A 15,353-nucleotide genomic window follows, 5' to 3' on the forward strand; every position below is an offset into this window, starting at 1 on the left:
GCGCGTGGCAGCATGGGGCGGTGCCTCCCGAGTCGACCCCCTCCTCCTGGCGCGCCCGCGTCGGCGAGCTCAGCGGACCCCCCGAGGCCGAGTCGCCGACCGTCCTCACTCCGATCGGGCTGCAGTTCGAGTTGCGCCGGCTGGTGCGCCGGGCCGACGATCCGTGGCGGGCGCCGGCGAGCGAGCGCGTCACGGCGAAGACCTACGACGCCGACGAGCGCCGCGACCACCGTCTGGCCACCCGCCCCGTCGTCCGCGGGCGCGGGGCCGCCTGGAACCGCACCACCCTGACCTGGAAGTCGCTGAACTTCCAGACCCACCGGCTCTCGCTCGACCCCGCTCACCAGCGCTGGTTCGCCGAGTTCGCGGCCCTGCACCGCGCGACGCGCACCGTCCACCTCGGGCAGGACCCCGACTGGATCCACCTCGACGACTACGAGAGCCCGCTGCTCTGGCGGCTGCTCGAGCAGGCGCAGGCCGTCGGGATCCCGCTGCTCGCCCCGGAGAAGGGCGCGGTCCGTCTCGCCGGTCCCGCGCATGTGGCGGTGACGGTCTCGGCGGAGGAGGGAGCGCTCCGGCTGCGGCCCGTCCTGCGGATCGACGGCGCGGAGCACGCGCCCGAGTCGGCGCGTCCGGTCGCCCGGCACGGCGTCTACGCGGTCGAGGGCGGCGATCCGTCCTCGCTCCTGCTCGCGCCCGCGTCCCTGCCCTTCGACGACGAGGAGCTGCGGCTCCTCGACCACCCCGAGGAGACGGAGGTCCCGGCGGAGGACGTGCCCGAGTTCGTCGGCGAGCACCTCCCCGCCCTCCGCGGCCGCGTCGCGGTCCGCGAGGAGGGCGTCGACCTCGTCCTGGACGATCCGGAGCCCCCGCGTCTGGTCTGCACGGTCTCGTTCGAGCCGCGGCGCGCCGTCAGGGTGGGCTGGCACTGGCGCCGCTCGCCCGATCGCGCGGGCGAGCTCGACGGCACGGCCGACGCGGCTCTCGAGCGCGCGGTGCTCCGCCGGGTGCGCTCGGTGCTCGGCGAGGCCGGGTCCGCTCTCGTGCCGGAGCCGGGGACGAGCGCGGTCCTGCGCGGGGCCGAGGCGGCGGTGTTCGTGGTGGAGCAGCTCCCGCAGCTGGAGGGGATCGGCGGTGTCCGGATCGAGCGCGAGGGCGCGGCCCCGGACTACCGCCTGCTGACCGGACCGCTCACGCTCACCATCACCGCGGTCGACACCGAGAGCGCCGACTGGTTCGACCTCGGCGTCGTCGTGACCATCGGCGACGCGACCGTGCCGTTCCTGCCCCTCTTCCGCGCTCTGGCCGCGGGCGGCGACCGCATCCGCCTGGTCGACCACTCCTACCTCTCGCTCGCGCACCCCGGCCTCGACCGGCTCCGGGAGCTGCTGACCCGGGCGGACGAGCTCGAGGAGTGGGAGACGGGACCGCGGCTCGGCCGGCACCAGACCGGGCTGTGGAACGAGCTGGAGGAGCTCGCCGACGAGAGCGTCCCCTCCGACGCGTGGCGCGCCGTGCTCGACTCCGCGCTGGCCGCCGGGTCGCCGGAGGACGTGGAGCCACCGGAGGGCCTGACCGCCCGGCTGCGTCCGTACCAGCGGGCGGGCTACGCCTGGCTCGTGCACCGCCTCCGTCACGGGCTCGGCGGGATCCTGGCCGACGACATGGGTCTCGGCAAGACCCTGCAGGCGCTGGCCATGATGCTCGACGCGGTCGAGGAGGCGGGCCGCGCCGGAATCCGCCGTGCGCCGTTCCTCGTGGTCGCCCCCACCTCGGTCGTGCCGGGCTGGCGCTCGGAGGCCGAGCGCTTCGCGCCCGCCCTGCGCGTCCACGTCGTCGCGAGCTCGCGGGAGGGCGCGCTCGACGCGATCCCGGCCGACGCGGACGTGGTCCTCACCAGCTACGCGGTCCTGCGCCTCGGCGGCGAGCGCTGGGCGTCGAGGACGTGGTCGGCGCTGATCCTCGACGAGGCCCAGTTCGTCAAGAACCCCGCCTCGCAGACGCACCGGGCCGCCCGCGGGGTCGGCGCGCCCGTCACGCTCGCGCTCACCGGCACACCGCTGGAGAACTCGCTCGACGAGCTCTGGGCGGTCCTCGCCCTGGTGGCGCCCGGGCTCCTGCCGCCGCTGCGCCGCTTCCGCGAGGAGTACACCCGGCCGATCCTGCACGCGGAGGCGCCCGTCGGCATCGCCTCGCCCGATCTGTCCGAGGGACGGACCGTCAGCCACACCGAGGGTGCGCGCCGCCGCCTCGAGAGACTGCGCCGACGACTGCGTCCGTTCCTGCTCCGCCGCACCAAGGAGGCGGTGGCGCCGGAGCTCCCCGAGAAGCAGGAGCAGACGATCGAGGTCGCGCTGACCCCCGCCCACCGGGTGCTCTACGACGGCTACCTCCAGCGCGAGCGGCGGAAGCTCCTGGGTCTGGTCGACGACCTCGACCGGCAGCGCTTCACGGTGTTCCGATCGCTCACCCTCCTGCGCCTGCTCGCGCTCGACGCGTCCCTGGTCGACCCGGCCTACCGGCACGTCCCGTCCGCGAAGCTCGACGTGCTCGTCGAGCAGCTCGACGACGTGATCGCGGAAGGCCGTCGGGCCCTCGTCTTCAGCACCTTCACCTCGTACCTGGATCGGGCGGGGGAGCGGCTGCGTCGGCGCGGCATCCCGTTCGTGCAGCTCGACGGCTCCACGCGGGACCGCGCGGGAGTGATCGAGGAGTTCCGCTCCGGAGCCGCGCCCGTCTTCCTGATCAGCCTGAAGGCGGGCGGCACAGGGCTCACCCTCACCGAGGCCGACCACGTCTTCATCCTCGACCCGTGGTGGAACCCGGCGGCCGAGGCGCAGGCCGTCGACCGCGCGCACCGCATCGGCCAGGAGCGGCGGGTGAACGTGTACCGGCTGGTGGCGACGGACACGATCGAGGAGAAGATCGTGCGCCTCCAGGAGCGCAAGGGCCGCCTCAGCACGGCGGTGCTCGACGAGGGCGAGCTCTTCGCCCGGGCGCTGTCGGCCGACGACGTCCGCGAACTGCTGGCCGAGTGACCACGGCCCCACGAAGGGTGACAGAACGGCCAGGCGCGGCCCAGGATCCGAGCGCACACTGAGCGGATGAGACGCCGCCGCCCCCGCCCCCGCGCCGACTGGATCGTGGCCCTCGAGAAGGGCGACGATGCCGGGCTCTTCGGACCGGGCAGCGCGGTCTGGGCGGTCAACGGCGGCCTGCCCACGATGATCGCCGGAGTGCGGGCTCTGCTCATGCAGACCCTCCACGCCGGAGCGATGGCCGGTGTCCACGACCACTCCCGCTACCGCGAGGACCCGATGGGCCGGCTCGACAACACGGTCCGCTGGGTCCTGACCACCAGCTTCGGCGACACCGCCGCGGCGAGCGGAGCGGCGCGCTGGGTGACCGGCGTGCACGAGCGGATCGTCGGCTCCTACGAGGACGCCGGCGGGCGTGAGCGCTCCTACTCGGCGCAGGACCCCCGCCTGCTGCTCTGGGTGCACGATGCCTTCACCGACGCGTTCCTCGGCGCCCACGAGATCTGGGGCGGACGGATCCCCGGCGGCCCCGACGCCTACGTGCGCGAGTGGGCCGCCTCCGGCCGGCTGCTCGGAGTGCAGGATCCGCCCGAGAGCGTCGCGGAGCTCCGCGCGCAGCTCGCCGGATTCGCGGGCGAGCTCAAGCCCGACGCACGCGTGCACGAGGCGGTCGGCTTCCTCCGCGACATCCGGCTGCCGGGCGAGGCGGGCGTGGTCTACCCGCTGCTGTTCGCCGGCGCGGTCGCCTCGCTCAGCCCCGAGGTGCGGAGGCTCCTGGGCCTCCGGCGCCCGTGGTGGCCCGCGATCACGGCGAACCGCCTGCTGTTCGTGTTCCTGGGCCGGTATCTCGGCCGGGTCTCGCCGAGCGAGCAGGCCGCGATCGACCGCATCGCCGGCCTCGACCAGGTGCGCACCGGCGCCTGACGCTCTTCCCGTACACCTGTCCGGGAAGTGGTAGACTGACGTCGATGACTCCCGCCCGCCTCGCCTCCGTGCCCGCGGCGGAGTCCCCCTCGGCGCTCGGCTCCGCCGATCCGCGAGCCCGGCGCACCCGCCGCCGCGTGTTCGACGCGGTCGAGCGGCTCGTCATGCAGAGCGACGGCGAGAGGGCCGAGGGCATCGCGGTGAGTGACATCGTGCGCGAGGCCGGGATCAGCCGCAGCTCGTTCTACGCCCACTTCGACGACGCGGCGGGAGTCGCCTCCGCGCTGCTCCGCCAGGACCTCGTGGTCGCCGACGTCGCCGAGGGCGATCCCGCCGACCGCTCCGGAGCCGACGCCCTGCAGCGCGGCTACTCGCGGCTCGTCGAGCGGCTGGTCGACCGCCACGCCTTCCATGCCCGGCTCCGCGCGCGGGCCTCCGCCCGGGTCGCCTCCGACGACGCCGTGCTCGACACGGCGCTCGCCCTGCACCGCGAGGTGCTCGCCCGGGTCGACGTCCCCGCAGCGGTCGACCCCGAGCTCACCGCGGTCTTCGCGGCCGGCGGCGTCCTCTCCGTGGTCGGCGCCTGGCTCGCCGGCTCCCTCGACGGCACCGACGAGGAGCTGGTCGAGCACCTCGTCGCGCTGCTCCCGGCCTGGCTCGCCGCGGCGCCGCTGCGCCCCCTGGACTCCACACTCCCACCACGCCCCACGACGAAAGGCACGACATGATGACATTCGAGGTCGGCGAGACCCTGGTCTACCCGCACCACGGAGCGGTGACGATCACCGGGCTCGAGAAGCGCTCGGTCAAGGGCGTCGAGAAGACGTTCATGACGATGAACGTGCACACCAGCGAGCTCACCATCACCCTCCCCGTCGAGAACGCCGAGCTCGTCGGCGTCCGCGAGATCATCGACGACGCCGGAGTCCAGGCGGTCTACGACGTCCTGCGCAGCGACGTCGCGGAGGAGGCCAGCAACTGGTCCCGCCGCTTCAAGGCCAACCAGGAGAAGATGGCCAGCGGCAGCGTGTACCGCGTCAGCGAGGTCGTCCGCGACCTGTGGCGCCGCGAGCAGGCGGGCGGCGTCTCGGCCGGCGAGAAGCGGATGCTCCTCAAGGCGCGTCAGATCCTCGTGTCGGAGCTCTCGCTCGCCCTGAAGGGCACCGACGAGGAGGCCTCGGCCAAGCTCGACGAGGTCCTCGCCTCGGCGATCTGACCCCGCGTCGCGGCGGGTCGGCTCACTCGGGCCGGCACGCCGCGATGATCCTCGCGGCGACCTCGTCCTGCGAGGCGGAGCCGTCGATCCGCACCAGGAGCTCGCGCTCGTCGTAGACCTCCGCCAGAGGAGCCGTCTCGCGCTCGTAGACCTCGATCCGGTTCCGCACCACCTCGGGGTCGTCGTCGGCGCGGTCCTGCTCCTGCGCCCGCACGTGCAGCCGTTCGAGGACCACGTCCGCGTCGGCTGTCAGCAGCACGACGCACGAGAGCGGCGTGCCCCGCTCCTCGAGGAGCTCCGCCAGCGCGTCCACCTGGGCGAGCGTGCGCGGGTAGCCGTCGAGGATGAACCCGTCCCGGGCGTCCTCCTCGGCGATGCGCTCGGCGACCAGGGCGTTCGTCAGCTCGTCCGGCACGTACTCGCCGGCCTCCACGAGCGCCCGCAGACGCCGTCCGAGGTCGGTGCCGTCGGCGACGTGCGCGCGGAACAGATCGCCGGTGGAGATCGCCGGCACCCCCAGCTCGCGCGACAGCACGGCCGCCTGGGTGCCCTTGCCCACGCCGGGCGGGCCCATCATGATGACGCGCATCGCTCGTCCTCCTCGGTGTCGTCAGGCGATGCTAGCGGTGCGGAGCGGGGTGGCCGGTGCACACCGCGCCCGTAGGCTGGCGGGACGAGCCGAGGAGGAGCGATGCCCGCAGCACCCGGGGCCGAGCAGGCCGCCGCCGATCTGGCCGCGCTCCTGCGCGAGGTCTCCGCCGAGCTCGACGCCCGCGGCATCGCCGACCAGGCCGTCGCCGAGCTGCGGACGCCGCGCGCGATCCTCGGCTTCCGCCGCAAGCCGGTGATGGCGCCGGTGACCCGCGCGTGGCGCCTCGGCGTGGTGCTCCTCGGACGCGAGGGCGAGCTCCTCGCGACGGGATCGGTCACGCGTGCCGTCGCTCCGCTGCACGCCAACAACCAGTCCGAGTCGCAGGAGGCGCGCCGCGAGATCCGGCGCGCCGCCTTCGACGGTCCGTTCCAGGAGGGCGAGATCGTCAACTACGGCTGGCGGCGCCTCGCACTGGACGCCGCAGCGCTCGAGTCGGGCCAGGAGCCGCTGGCACTGCGCGGCTCCGAGGTGCTCGTGCGCTGGGCGCCCGGTCTGGGAGAGCAGGGACTGATGCCGCTGCGCCGGTACCTGGCCGACCGCCTCGACCTCCTCGAGGCCGACTAGCGCCGGGTCACTCCTCCTCGGCCACCGGGTGGAACCACGGCGGGTAGACGGCGACGCGGGGAGAGGCGTCGATGCCCTCGAAGAGAGCCTTGACGCGGTTGCGGGCGGCGACCGACGCCACGCCGACCGTCGCGACGCCCTCGAGCGGGAAGCGCTCGGGCACGAGCGCCTCGGCGCTGCGCAGGGCCGGCTCGTCGACCAGGAGGCGCGCGAAGGTGCGCACGAGCGCGTCGCCCTCGGTGAAGCGCGTGAGGACGTGGGAGGCGTCGCCGTCGCTCAGGACCGGGGCGGAGGCGAGCGAGCCCACCAGGACGACGTACTGCGAAGCGGTGGTCTCGTGAGCGCTCGGCGACCAGTGCGGAGCGACCCGCTCGCCGCGCAGGTCGGCCCAGAGCGCGGCGTCGGGGGAGAGGAAGAAGGGCACGAAGCCGGCGACGCTCACGCCGTCCTTCACCTGCACGGCACGGCGGTGCTCGCGGGTGGTCTCGGCGCTGACGTCGATCGCGGGGCGCTCCTGGAGCTGCTGGTCCGCCAGGATCGCGCCGGCGGCGACGATCGCCTCGAGGTTGTCGAGGTGGGTGACGTGGTAGATCCGCTGCGCGGCGATGTCGACCTTCGGCAGGGGCTTCTCGCGCGCCGTGCCGCGGGCGGCGGCGCGGGCGGTGGCCGCACGGGAGGTCCCGGGCACGCGCGCGGGGGCGCGGGTGGCACGGCCGACCTGCTCGGGGAGCTTCTTCGGGGTGCAGACGTCGCAGAGCGCGATGTCGAGGCCGTGGATGCATTCGGTGGGCACTCTGGATTCCTTCTGCGCGCGGGCTCGGGGTTCCGCCGCAGGGACGACGTTACGCGACCGGGGCCCCCGCGCGTCCCGGCGGCGGGGATCTGCGGAGCCGCGGCGTCCGCCCGGGCATCCTCTGGGAGGCGCCGGAGCACCGCTCCCCGCCGCGTAGCGTGAGCGGGATGAAGCGCGTGCCGCCCGCCGAGGGCCAGGAATCCGTCTGGGACTACCCGCGACCCCCGAGGGTCGAGACCACCGCCGAGCACGTGGTCGTGCGGCTGGGCGGCGTCGTCGTCGCCGAGACTCGCGACGCTCTCCGCGTCCTCGAGACGAGCCACCCTCCCGTCTACTACCTCCCCGTGTCCTCGTTCGCGCCCGGGGCGCTCGAGCCCGCGCCCGGCCGCAGCATCTGCGAGTTCAAGGGCGCGGCCTCCTACCTGACCGTGCGCGGGGGAGGAGGAGCGGTCGCGAAGGCGGCGGGCTGGACGTACCCCGAGCCGATGGCCGGCTTCGAGGCCCTCGTCGACACCGTCGCCCTCTACCCCGGCCGGATGGACTCCTGCACCGTCGACGGCGAGACGGTCCAGCCGCAGCCGGGCGACTTCTACGGCGGCTGGATCACCTCGCGCGTGGTCGGTCCGTTCAAGGGCTCGCCGGGCACGATGTTCTGGTGAATCAGACGGGGGAGGGCGGACCGAGCGGATCCTGGACGAGGACCGCTCGTGCGGCGTCGACCCCCGAGGCCTCCAGCGTCCATTCCGGCCGCACCAGGGTCTCCGGTGTGACGCGGAACCGCAGCTCCTCGACCGGCGCACCGTCCGGACCGACGATCCGGTGCGTCCCGTTCGGCCGGTAGCCGAGGGCCTCCGAGACCCGGATCGAGCGGGTGTTCCAGGCGAGAGCGGCGCTCTCGGCGACCTCGGCTCCGAGGTGGTCGAAGGCGAGGAGGAGCACGGCGGCGCGCATCTCCTGCCCGAGGCCGCGGCCCTGCGCCGAGCGGGTGAGCCACGAGCCCGAGGTCAGGGTGCGGGTGGCGGCGAAGGACTCGGCGACCACGTCCTGGCAGCCGACGACCCGGCCGTCCTCGACCACGGCGAACGCGACGCGCCACGACTCCCGCGTCGTCTGCGCGCGCTGCGACCAGTGGAAGCGGGCGAGCTCGCCGGGCAGGCGCTCCGCCGGCGCCTCGGCCCAGGGGGAGGGGAACGGCGAGCGGCCGCTCTCGTGCACGCCCGCGAGGGCTGCCTCGGCGAGAGGGCCGAGGTCGGCGTCGCGGACCGGATGCAACTCGAGCCGCGGCGTGCGCAGCTCCAGCGAGAACAGGGGCCAGGGGTCGGTGCTCATCCGACGACGCTAGCGAGCGGAGGCGCGCACCGCGCGACCAGGCGGGTACCGGTGGTGGGACTCGAACCCACAAGCCCTCTCGGACAGAGCATTTTGAGTGCCCCGCGTCTGCCATTCCGCCACACCGGCTCATCACCAGCCCGTCGAGAATACCGTAGGCTCATCGGCGTGACTGACCAGGAACCCTCGTCGACCGCACCCCGTCGGGTCGTCGTCGCCGAAGACGAATCCCTCATCCGCCTCGACATCGTGGAGATCCTCCGCGACAACGGCTTCGAGGTCGTCGGCGAGGCCGGCGACGGAGAGACCGCTGTGGCCCTCGCCACCGAGCTGCGCCCCGATCTCGTCATCATGGACGTCAAGATGCCCCAGCTCGACGGCATCTCGGCGGCCGAGCGCCTCTCGAAGGCGCACATCGCGCCCGTCGTCCTGCTCACCGCCTTCAGCCAGAAGGAGCTCGTCGAGCGCGCCAGCGAGGCCGGAGCGCTCGCCTACGTCGTGAAGCCCTTCACGCCCAACGACCTGCTGCCCGCCATCGAGATCGCCCTCTCGCGGTACGCCCAGATCCTCACCCTCGAGGCCGAGGTCGCCGACATGGTCGAGCGCTTCGAGACCCGCAAGCTCGTCGACCGCGCCAAGGGCCTGCTCAACGAGAAGATGGGGCTCACCGAGCCCGAGGCGTTCCGCTGGATCCAGAAGGCCTCCATGGACCGCCGGCTCACCATGCACGACGTCGCGCAGGCGATCATCGAGCAGCTGAGCACGAAGAAGGCCTAGCGCGAGGCCGGGCCCGAGGGTCCACGGCCTCAGGGCCAGAGGCGGGTGCGCTCCCACGGGGAGCCGCCCGCCTCCGTCGTTCCCGGGCGGTACTCGAGACGGGTGTGATCCTGCTCCGGCGCGGTCGAGCCCTGCCAGAACTCGATGCGCTCGGGCACGACGCGGTAGACGGCCCACTCCCGGTCGAGCGTCGCGGGCGAGCAGCCCACGGCGACGCTGGTCTGGAGCGTGACGAGGCCGAAGTCCTGCGCGCTGCGCATCGGCTCGCTCTGGCGTCCGATGAGCAGGGCGGTGCGAGCGGCCTCGGAGCGGCGGCGGAAGTCGTCGGCCGACTCCTGCGCGGAGGCGCGCTCCACCCGGCCCTCGACCCGGACCTGACGGCCCTGGACCGGCCAGAAGAAGGTCAGCGCGGCGTGCGGGTTCTCCTCCATGGCGCGTCCCTTGGGGCTGGTGGCATGGGTGGAGAACGCCCAGCCCGCCTCGTCGATCTCGCGCAGCACGAGCACGCGCGCCGAGACGGTGCCGTCGTCGGAGGCGGTGGAGAGCGTGGCGCCGTGGGGGAGGAGCTGGCCCGCGTCCTTCGCCTCCTCGAGCCACTGCGCGAACAGCTCGAGAGGATCGGCCGGAGCCGCCTCCGCATCGAACGAGGGCAGCTCGGAGGGCATGGACGGGAGGCTCTTGAGGAGATGGCGAAGGCTCATCCGCTCAGTGTCGCCCTTCGGGCGCCACCGGGCACAGTCGCGCGCCGTCGCTTGACAGTGCCGCTCGCCGCGGTGCCGGGTCCCCGAGCGGCGCGGCCGACCGGTCGATCCCCCGTCGCTCGCAGGCACGGGCGGTCCCGACGGCGGTCGCGGTCCTGGGCCTGGTCGTCGCCCTACGCTCCCGCGAGGGGGACCCGTCCGCTCCCGTCAGCGGGCGTCTCGGATGATGTTGGTGATCCGCACGGTGGAGAGGCGGCGCCCCTCCTGGTCGCGCACGACGATCTCGTGGGTGGTGAGGGTGGAGCCCAGGTGGATCGCGTCGCAGGTGGCGATCACGAAGCCCGAGTGGACCGACCGGCTGTGGCTCGCGTTCAGCTCGATGCCCATCGCCAGGCGGCCCGCGCCGGCGTGCACGTTCGCCGCGATCGAGCCCATCGACTCGGCGAGCACGACGTGCGCGCCGCCGTGCAGGATGCCGACCGGCTGCCGGTTGCCCTCGACGGGCATCGAGGCCACCGAGTGCTGCGGGGTGAGCTCGTGCCAGAGGATCCCCATCCGCTCGGCGAGCTCGCCCATGCCGCGGCCGATCCCGGCGACCAGGTCGAGCGCGGGCGGGCGGATCCAGGCGGTCGTGGTGGGGGTCGGCTCGGTCACGTCGCTCCTCGCGCTGGAGCCTCGGAGCGGCCCTGACCGGCGGGCGCGAGCGGGCCGATCCGGTGTCGGAGGCGCTGTGTAGTCTGGCCCTGTGTCAGATCCGGAACAGCCTACCCTCCTGCTCGTCGACGGCCATTCCCTGGCGTTCCGGGCGTTCTACGCGCTCCCGGTCGACAGCTTCCAGACCCGCGAGGGCCAGCACACGAACGCCATCCACGGCTTCCTCTCGATGCTGATCCTGCTGCTGAAGAACGAGAAGCCGACCCACCTCGGCGTCGCGTTCGACATCTCCCGCTACTCGTTCCGCACGCGCGAGTACCCGGAGTACAAGGGCACCCGCGGCGAGACGCCGCCCGAGTTCAAGGGCCAGGTCCCCCTCCTCGAGGAGGCGCTGCACGCCATGAACATCCGGACCGTCTCGAAGGAGGACTTCGAGGCCGACGACATCCTCGCGACGCTCGCCCGCCAGGGGGCCGAGGCCGGCTTCCGCGTGCTGGTCGTCTCGGGCGATCGCGACACCATCCAGCTGGTGACTCCGGACGTCACCCTGCTCTACCCCTCCACCCAGGGCGTCTCGCAGCTCACCCGCTACGACCGCGACAAGGTCTTCGAGAAGTACGGCGTCGAGCCGCACCAGTACCCCGAGATCGCCGCGCTCGTCGGCGAGACCAGCGACAACCTGCCCGGCGTCGACAAGGTCGGCCCCAAGACGGCCGCGAAGTGGGTCAACCAGTACGGCACGGTCGCCGACATCATCGCCCACGCCGACGAGATCAAGGGCGTGGTCGGCGAGAAGCTGCGCGAGCAGAAGGAGAACGCGCTCCGCAACCGCCGCCTCAACCGGCTGGTGACGGACGTCGAGCTCCCCCTCGGGCCGCACGATCTGACGCGCCGTCCGATCGATCCCGACGCGGTCCGCGAGATCTTCAGCCGCCTCGAGTTCAAGACCCTGCAGGAGCGGGTCCTCACGATCGCCGCGGAGGAGGGCGTCGACGGTGCCGCCGCGGCCCTGGCGGGCGACGTGGTCACGACCTCAGCGCCCGCCGTCCGCACCCTGGTCGACGAGGAGCTCGCGCACTGGCTCGACCGCGTGTCGGCGAAGGGCACCGCGCCCGTCGCCGTGCAGGTCCTGCTCGGAGCCGGCGGGCTCGAGGGCGTCGGCCTCGCGGTCGAGAAGGAGACGGCGTTCGTCCCGTGGGCCGCCGAGCGGCCCGACTACACCGCGCTCGAGCAGTGGCTGGCCGGGCCCGCCCCCAAGTACCTCGCCGACGCGAAGCCCCAGATCAAGGCGCTGCGGAGGGCCGGACTCCCCGTCGCGGGGCTCGCGTTCGACACCCGCGTCGCCTCCTGGCTGGTGCAGCCCACCGGGCATCCGGCCACGCTCGCGGCGCAGGTCGCGCAGCACCTCGACGAGACCATGGCGCAGGGCGACCCGAACCAGCTGGTCCCCACCGTCGAGCCGATGGGGCCCGCCACCGAGGCCTGGTACGCGTACCGGCTCGTCGCTCCGCTGCGCGAGCGGCTGGGCGAGGGGATGCTCTCGGTGCTCGTCGACATCGAGCTGCCGATCGTCCAGGTCCTCGCGACGATGGAGCTCACCGGCGTCGCGATCGACGCCGACGTGCTGGCGCGCCTCCGCGCCGAGCTGACCGTCTCGGCCGCCGACCTCGCGAGCCGCGCGTTCGCCGAGATCGGCCACGAGATGAACCTCGGCTCGCCCAAGCAGCTGCAGCAGGTCCTCTTCGAGGAGCTCGACATGCCGCGCACCCGGGCCACGAAGACGGGCTACACCACCGACGCCTCCGCCCTCGCCGACCTGCAGGAGTCCCACCCGCACCCGTTCCTCGGGCTGCTCCTCGAGCACCGCGACGCGACCAAGCTCAAGCAGATCATCGAGACGCTCGAGAAGTCGGTCACCGCCGACGGCCGGATCCACACCAGCTACGACCAGACCGGCACGGCCACCGGCCGGATCTCCTCCAACGACCCGAACCTGCAGAACATCCCCGTCCGCAGCGAGGTGGGCCGCCGCATCCGCACCGCCTTCGTCCACGGAGCGGAGGCGAGCACCCTCCTCACCGCCGACTACTCGCAGATCGAGATGCGGATCATGGCGCACCTCTCCGGGGACGCCGGGCTGATCGAGGCCTTCCACTCCGGCGAGGACCTGCACCGCTTCGTCGGATCGCGGATCTTCGGCGTCGATCCGGGCGACGTCACCTCGGCCATGCGCAACAAGGTCAAGGCGATGTCGTACGGCCTCGCCTACGGCCTGAGCGCCTTCGGCCTGTCGAAGCAGCTGCGCATCTCGAGCGCCGAGGCCAAGCAGCTGATGACCGACTACTTCGTCCGCTTCGGCGCGGTGCGCGACTACCTCCGCAGCGTCGTCGAGCAGGCCCGCGAGACCGGCTACACCGAGACGATCTTCGGACGCCGGCGTCCGTTCCCCGACCTGCAGAGCGCGAACCGCGTCCTCCGCGACAACGCCGAGAGGGCGGCACTCAACTCGCCGATCCAGGGCTCGGCCGCCGACATCATGAAGCGCGCGATGATCGGCGTGCAGGCCGACCTCGACGAGCAGGGGCTCGGCTCGCGGATGCTCCTCCAGGTGCACGACGAGCTGATCTTCGACGTCGCCCCCGGCGAGGAGGAGCCGCTCGAGGCGGTCGTCCGCGGCCGGATGGCGGGTGCCGCCGACCTGAGCGTCCCGCTCGAGGTGCAGGTGGGCCACGGGTCCGACTGGGACGTCGCCGCGCACTGAGCCGGCCGCAGGGCCTGGCTAGGCTCGGAGGCATGAGCACCGACACCCCCCGCGAGCCCACCGCCGTCGACGCCGTCGCCGAGCGCTGGGTCGACACGCTCGTCGACCTCGACCCCACCCTCGGCACCGCGATCGGACGCAGCGGCGCGAACGGCCGTCTGGGCGACTACTCGCCGGCCGGTCTCGAGCAGGCCCGGGCGGCGACCGCCTCGGCCCTCGCCGAGCTCGAGGCCGCCGACCCCGTGGACGACGTCGACCGCGTCACGGCCGCCGACCTCGGCGCCGAGCTCCGGCTCTCCCTGGAGGGGCACGACGCCGGTCTGCCGCTGCGGGACCTCAACGTGATCGCGTCCCCGGCGCAGGAGCTGCGCGACGTCTTCGACCTGATGCCGACGGACGAGGTCGCCGATTGGGAGGCGGTCGCCGAGCGGCTGCTGGCCGTGCCGGCCGCCCTCGAGGGCTACGCGGAGACCCTGCGCGAGGGGATCCGCACCGGCGTGGTCCCCGCCCGCCGCCAGGTCGAGCTCGTCGCCGAGCAGGCGCGGAAGATCGCCGCTCCCCGCGGGTTCTTCGCCGAGCTGGCCGCGGAGGCCGCTCCCGCCGCCGGATCCCTGCCCGCGTCGCTCGCCCAGCGACTGGAGGACGGCGCCCGCCGTGCCTCGGCCGCCTACGGGTCGCTCGCGCAGTTCCTCCGGGGCGAGCTCGCCCCCGCCGCGACCGAGCAGGACGCCGTCGGCCGGGAGCTGTACGCGCTGCACTCCCGCCGCTTCCTCGGCGCTGTCGTCGACCTCGACGAGACCTACGAGTGGGGGATCGAGGAGCTGGCCCGCATGACGTCCGAGCAGGAGGCGATCGCGCGCGAGATCCTGCCCGGCGCCTCCGTCGCCGAGGCGATCGCCCACCTCGAGGCGGACCCGGCCCGCACTCTGCACGGCGTCGACGCTCTGCAGGCCTGGATGCAGGAGACCAGCGACCGCTCCGTCCGCGAGCTCGCCGGCACCGCCTTCGACATCCCGGAGGAGGTGCGCCGCCTCGAGTGCAGGATCGCGCCGACCCAGGAGGGCGGCATCTACTACACCGGTCCGAGCGACGACTTCTCGCGCCCGGGGCGGATGTGGTGGTCGGTCCCGGCCGGAGTCACCGAGTTCGCCACCTGGCGGGAGCTGACCACGGTCTACCACGAGGGCGTCCCGGGCCACCACCTGCAGATCGGCCAGGCCGTCCACAACCGCGCCCGCCTCAACACCTGGCGCCGTCAGCTCGCCGGGACCTCCGGCCACGCCGAGGGCTGGGCGCTCTACGCGGAGCGGCTGATGGAGCGCTTCGGCTACCTCGACGACCCGGCCGACCGCCTGGGCATGCTCGACGGCCAGCGGATGCGCGCGGCGCGCGTCGTGCTGGACATCGGCGTGCACCTCCAGAAGCCGATGCCGGGCTCCGGCACCGTCTGGACCGCCGACTCGGCCCTCGACTTCATGCGGGCCAACGTGAACATGGACGACGCGTTCGTGCGCTTCGAGGTGAACCGGTACCTCGGCTGGCCGGGGCAGGCTCCGTCCTACAAGATCGGGCAGCGGATCTGGGAGCAGCTGCGCGACGAGGCGGAGGTGCGCGAGGGCGCCGCGTTCTCGCTCGCGGCCTTCCACCGGAGGGCGCTCGACCTCGGCGGCGTCGGTCTCGACACCCTCCGCTCCTCCCTCGCCGGCTGACTCCGGAACCCGCGCCTGGACGGGCGCGGCGAGATTGCCGTGCGCCTCCCGGGGCGTCTAAGCTGGGGTGTCACATCTGTGGCGCCGCCGTGCCCGCGGCGCGCGAGGAAGGCCGGTCCTCCGGCCGGCCGAGCGCGGCTCCCGGGCCGGAGGCACATCCCTCACCACCGCAGTGGTCACCACTCCGCCGAGCCGCGAGGCCCGCAGGCGGCCGCCGCCCGAGACCCATCCATCC

The 15,353-nt window shown here is 73.5% G+C and carries 14 protein-coding genes and 1 tRNA gene; 9 read left to right on the forward strand and 6 right to left on the reverse strand.

Annotation, left to right across the window (positions count from 1 at the left end; translation table 11 throughout):
• The first annotated feature begins 20 nt into the window (after positions 1-20).
• From C5C49_RS00135 to C5C49_RS00150, 4 genes are all read left to right on the forward strand, one after another.
• On the forward strand, positions 21-3,038 hold the full coding sequence (locus tag C5C49_RS00135) for a DEAD/DEAH box helicase (protein ID WP_104345132.1): 3,018 nt from the start codon (positions 21-23) through the stop codon (positions 3,036-3,038).
• A gap of 66 nt (positions 3,039-3,104) precedes the next feature.
• The gene (locus C5C49_RS00140) at positions 3,105-3,962 is read left to right on the forward strand and encodes an oxygenase MpaB family protein (RefSeq protein ID WP_104221875.1); all 858 of its coding nucleotides are present in this window, start codon (positions 3,105-3,107) and stop codon (positions 3,960-3,962) included.
• Between the two features lie 44 nt (positions 3,963-4,006).
• Positions 4,007-4,690, forward strand: coding sequence for a TetR/AcrR family transcriptional regulator (locus C5C49_RS00145; protein ID WP_104345133.1), 684 nt, complete (start codon positions 4,007-4,009; stop codon positions 4,688-4,690).
• Complete coding sequence (locus C5C49_RS00150; RefSeq protein ID WP_068257183.1) at positions 4,690-5,178, forward strand: CarD family transcriptional regulator; 489 nt, start codon at positions 4,690-4,692, stop codon at positions 5,176-5,178. The genes C5C49_RS00145 and C5C49_RS00150 overlap by 1 nt, the downstream gene beginning before the upstream one ends.
• 22 nt (positions 5,179-5,200) lie before the next feature.
• Here C5C49_RS00150 and C5C49_RS00155 read toward each other — a convergent pair whose 3' ends face one another.
• On the reverse strand, positions 5,201-5,767 hold the full coding sequence (locus C5C49_RS00155) for an adenylate kinase (RefSeq protein WP_104221879.1): 567 nt from the start codon (positions 5,765-5,767) through the stop codon (positions 5,201-5,203).
• 102 nt (positions 5,768-5,869) lie between these two features.
• Here C5C49_RS00155 and C5C49_RS00160 point away from each other — a divergent pair, with 102 nt between their 5' ends.
• Positions 5,870-6,394 carry a hypothetical protein gene (locus C5C49_RS00160; protein WP_104232649.1) on the forward strand — a complete coding sequence of 175 codons (525 nt, stop codon included), beginning with the start codon at positions 5,870-5,872 and terminating at the stop codon, positions 6,392-6,394.
• A 7-nt stretch (positions 6,395-6,401) separates the two neighbouring features.
• Here the strand turns inward: C5C49_RS00160 and C5C49_RS00165 are convergent, their stop codons facing one another.
• A complete protein-coding gene (locus C5C49_RS00165) occupies positions 6,402-7,187 on the reverse strand; it encodes a DarT ssDNA thymidine ADP-ribosyltransferase family protein (RefSeq protein ID WP_104221883.1) in 786 nt (261 codons plus the stop codon).
• 167 nt (positions 7,188-7,354) lie between these two features.
• Between C5C49_RS00165 and C5C49_RS00170 the strand changes: the two genes are divergently transcribed.
• Positions 7,355-7,846 carry a DUF427 domain-containing protein gene (locus C5C49_RS00170; RefSeq protein WP_104345134.1) on the forward strand — a complete coding sequence of 164 codons (492 nt, stop codon included), beginning with the start codon at positions 7,355-7,357 and terminating at the stop codon, positions 7,844-7,846.
• A 1-nt stretch (position 7,847) separates the two neighbouring features.
• Here C5C49_RS00170 and C5C49_RS00175 read toward each other — a convergent pair whose 3' ends face one another.
• Together C5C49_RS00175 and C5C49_RS00180 are read right to left on the reverse strand one after the other, a co-directional pair.
• Positions 7,848-8,516: a GNAT family N-acetyltransferase gene (locus C5C49_RS00175; protein WP_104345135.1), complete on the reverse strand. Its 669-nt coding sequence runs from the start codon at positions 8,514-8,516 to the stop codon at positions 7,848-7,850.
• A gap of 46 nt (positions 8,517-8,562) precedes the next feature.
• Positions 8,563-8,645 (reverse strand) — tRNA-Leu (locus C5C49_RS00180).
• A gap of 39 nt (positions 8,646-8,684) precedes the next feature.
• On the opposite strand from C5C49_RS00180, the gene C5C49_RS00185 reads away from it, so the two are divergent.
• Positions 8,685-9,293, forward strand: a complete 609-nt coding sequence (locus tag C5C49_RS00185) for an ANTAR domain-containing response regulator (RefSeq protein WP_104221889.1) — start codon at positions 8,685-8,687, stop codon at positions 9,291-9,293.
• A gap of 29 nt (positions 9,294-9,322) precedes the next feature.
• On the opposite strand, the gene C5C49_RS00190 is transcribed toward C5C49_RS00185, so the two are convergent.
• Entirely contained in the window at positions 9,323-9,994 is a 672-nt protein-coding gene (locus tag C5C49_RS00190) for a pyridoxal 5'-phosphate synthase (RefSeq protein WP_104345136.1), read from the reverse strand.
• 207 nt (positions 9,995-10,201) lie between these two features.
• The gene (locus tag C5C49_RS00195; RefSeq protein WP_374953047.1) at positions 10,202-10,648 is read right to left on the reverse strand and encodes a PaaI family thioesterase; all 447 of its coding nucleotides are present in this window, start codon (positions 10,646-10,648) and stop codon (positions 10,202-10,204) included.
• A 91-nt stretch (positions 10,649-10,739) separates the two neighbouring features.
• Here C5C49_RS00195 and polA point away from each other — a divergent pair, with 91 nt between their 5' ends.
• Positions 10,740-13,409 carry a DNA polymerase I gene (polA, locus tag C5C49_RS00200; protein WP_104345137.1) on the forward strand — a complete coding sequence of 890 codons (2,670 nt, stop codon included), beginning with the start codon at positions 10,740-10,742 and terminating at the stop codon, positions 13,407-13,409.
• A gap of 32 nt (positions 13,410-13,441) precedes the next feature.
• Positions 13,442-15,118, forward strand: coding sequence for a DUF885 domain-containing protein (locus C5C49_RS00205; protein ID WP_104345138.1), 1,677 nt, complete (start codon positions 13,442-13,444; stop codon positions 15,116-15,118).
• Positions 15,119-15,353: the final 235 nt, after the last annotated feature.

The organism is Rathayibacter sp. AY1E2, assembly GCF_002932325.1.
Taxonomy (GTDB): domain Bacteria; phylum Actinomycetota; class Actinomycetes; order Actinomycetales; family Microbacteriaceae; genus Rathayibacter.

Excerpts from the sequence above, each read along its gene's own strand:
- C5C49_RS00175 (WP_104345135.1), bottom strand. The coding sequence starts at position 8,516 with ATGAGCACCGACCCCTGGCCCCTGTTCTCGCTGGAGCTGCGCACGCCG.
- C5C49_RS00160 (WP_104232649.1), top strand. The coding sequence starts at position 5,870 with ATGCCCGCAGCACCCGGGGCCGAGCAGGCCGCCGCCGATCTGGCCGCG.
- C5C49_RS00140 (WP_104221875.1), top strand. The coding sequence starts at position 3,105 with ATGAGACGCCGCCGCCCCCGCCCCCGCGCCGACTGGATCGTGGCCCTC.
- C5C49_RS00155 (WP_104221879.1), bottom strand. The coding sequence starts at position 5,767 with ATGCGCGTCATCATGATGGGCCCGCCCGGCGTGGGCAAGGGCACCCAG.
- C5C49_RS00190 (WP_104345136.1), bottom strand. The coding sequence starts at position 9,994 with ATGAGCCTTCGCCATCTCCTCAAGAGCCTCCCGTCCATGCCCTCCGAG.
- C5C49_RS00150 (WP_068257183.1), top strand. The coding sequence starts at position 4,690 with ATGACATTCGAGGTCGGCGAGACCCTGGTCTACCCGCACCACGGAGCG.
- C5C49_RS00205 (WP_104345138.1), top strand. The coding sequence starts at position 13,442 with ATGAGCACCGACACCCCCCGCGAGCCCACCGCCGTCGACGCCGTCGCC.
- C5C49_RS00170 (WP_104345134.1), top strand. The coding sequence starts at position 7,355 with ATGAAGCGCGTGCCGCCCGCCGAGGGCCAGGAATCCGTCTGGGACTAC.
- C5C49_RS00145 (WP_104345133.1), top strand. The coding sequence starts at position 4,007 with ATGACTCCCGCCCGCCTCGCCTCCGTGCCCGCGGCGGAGTCCCCCTCG.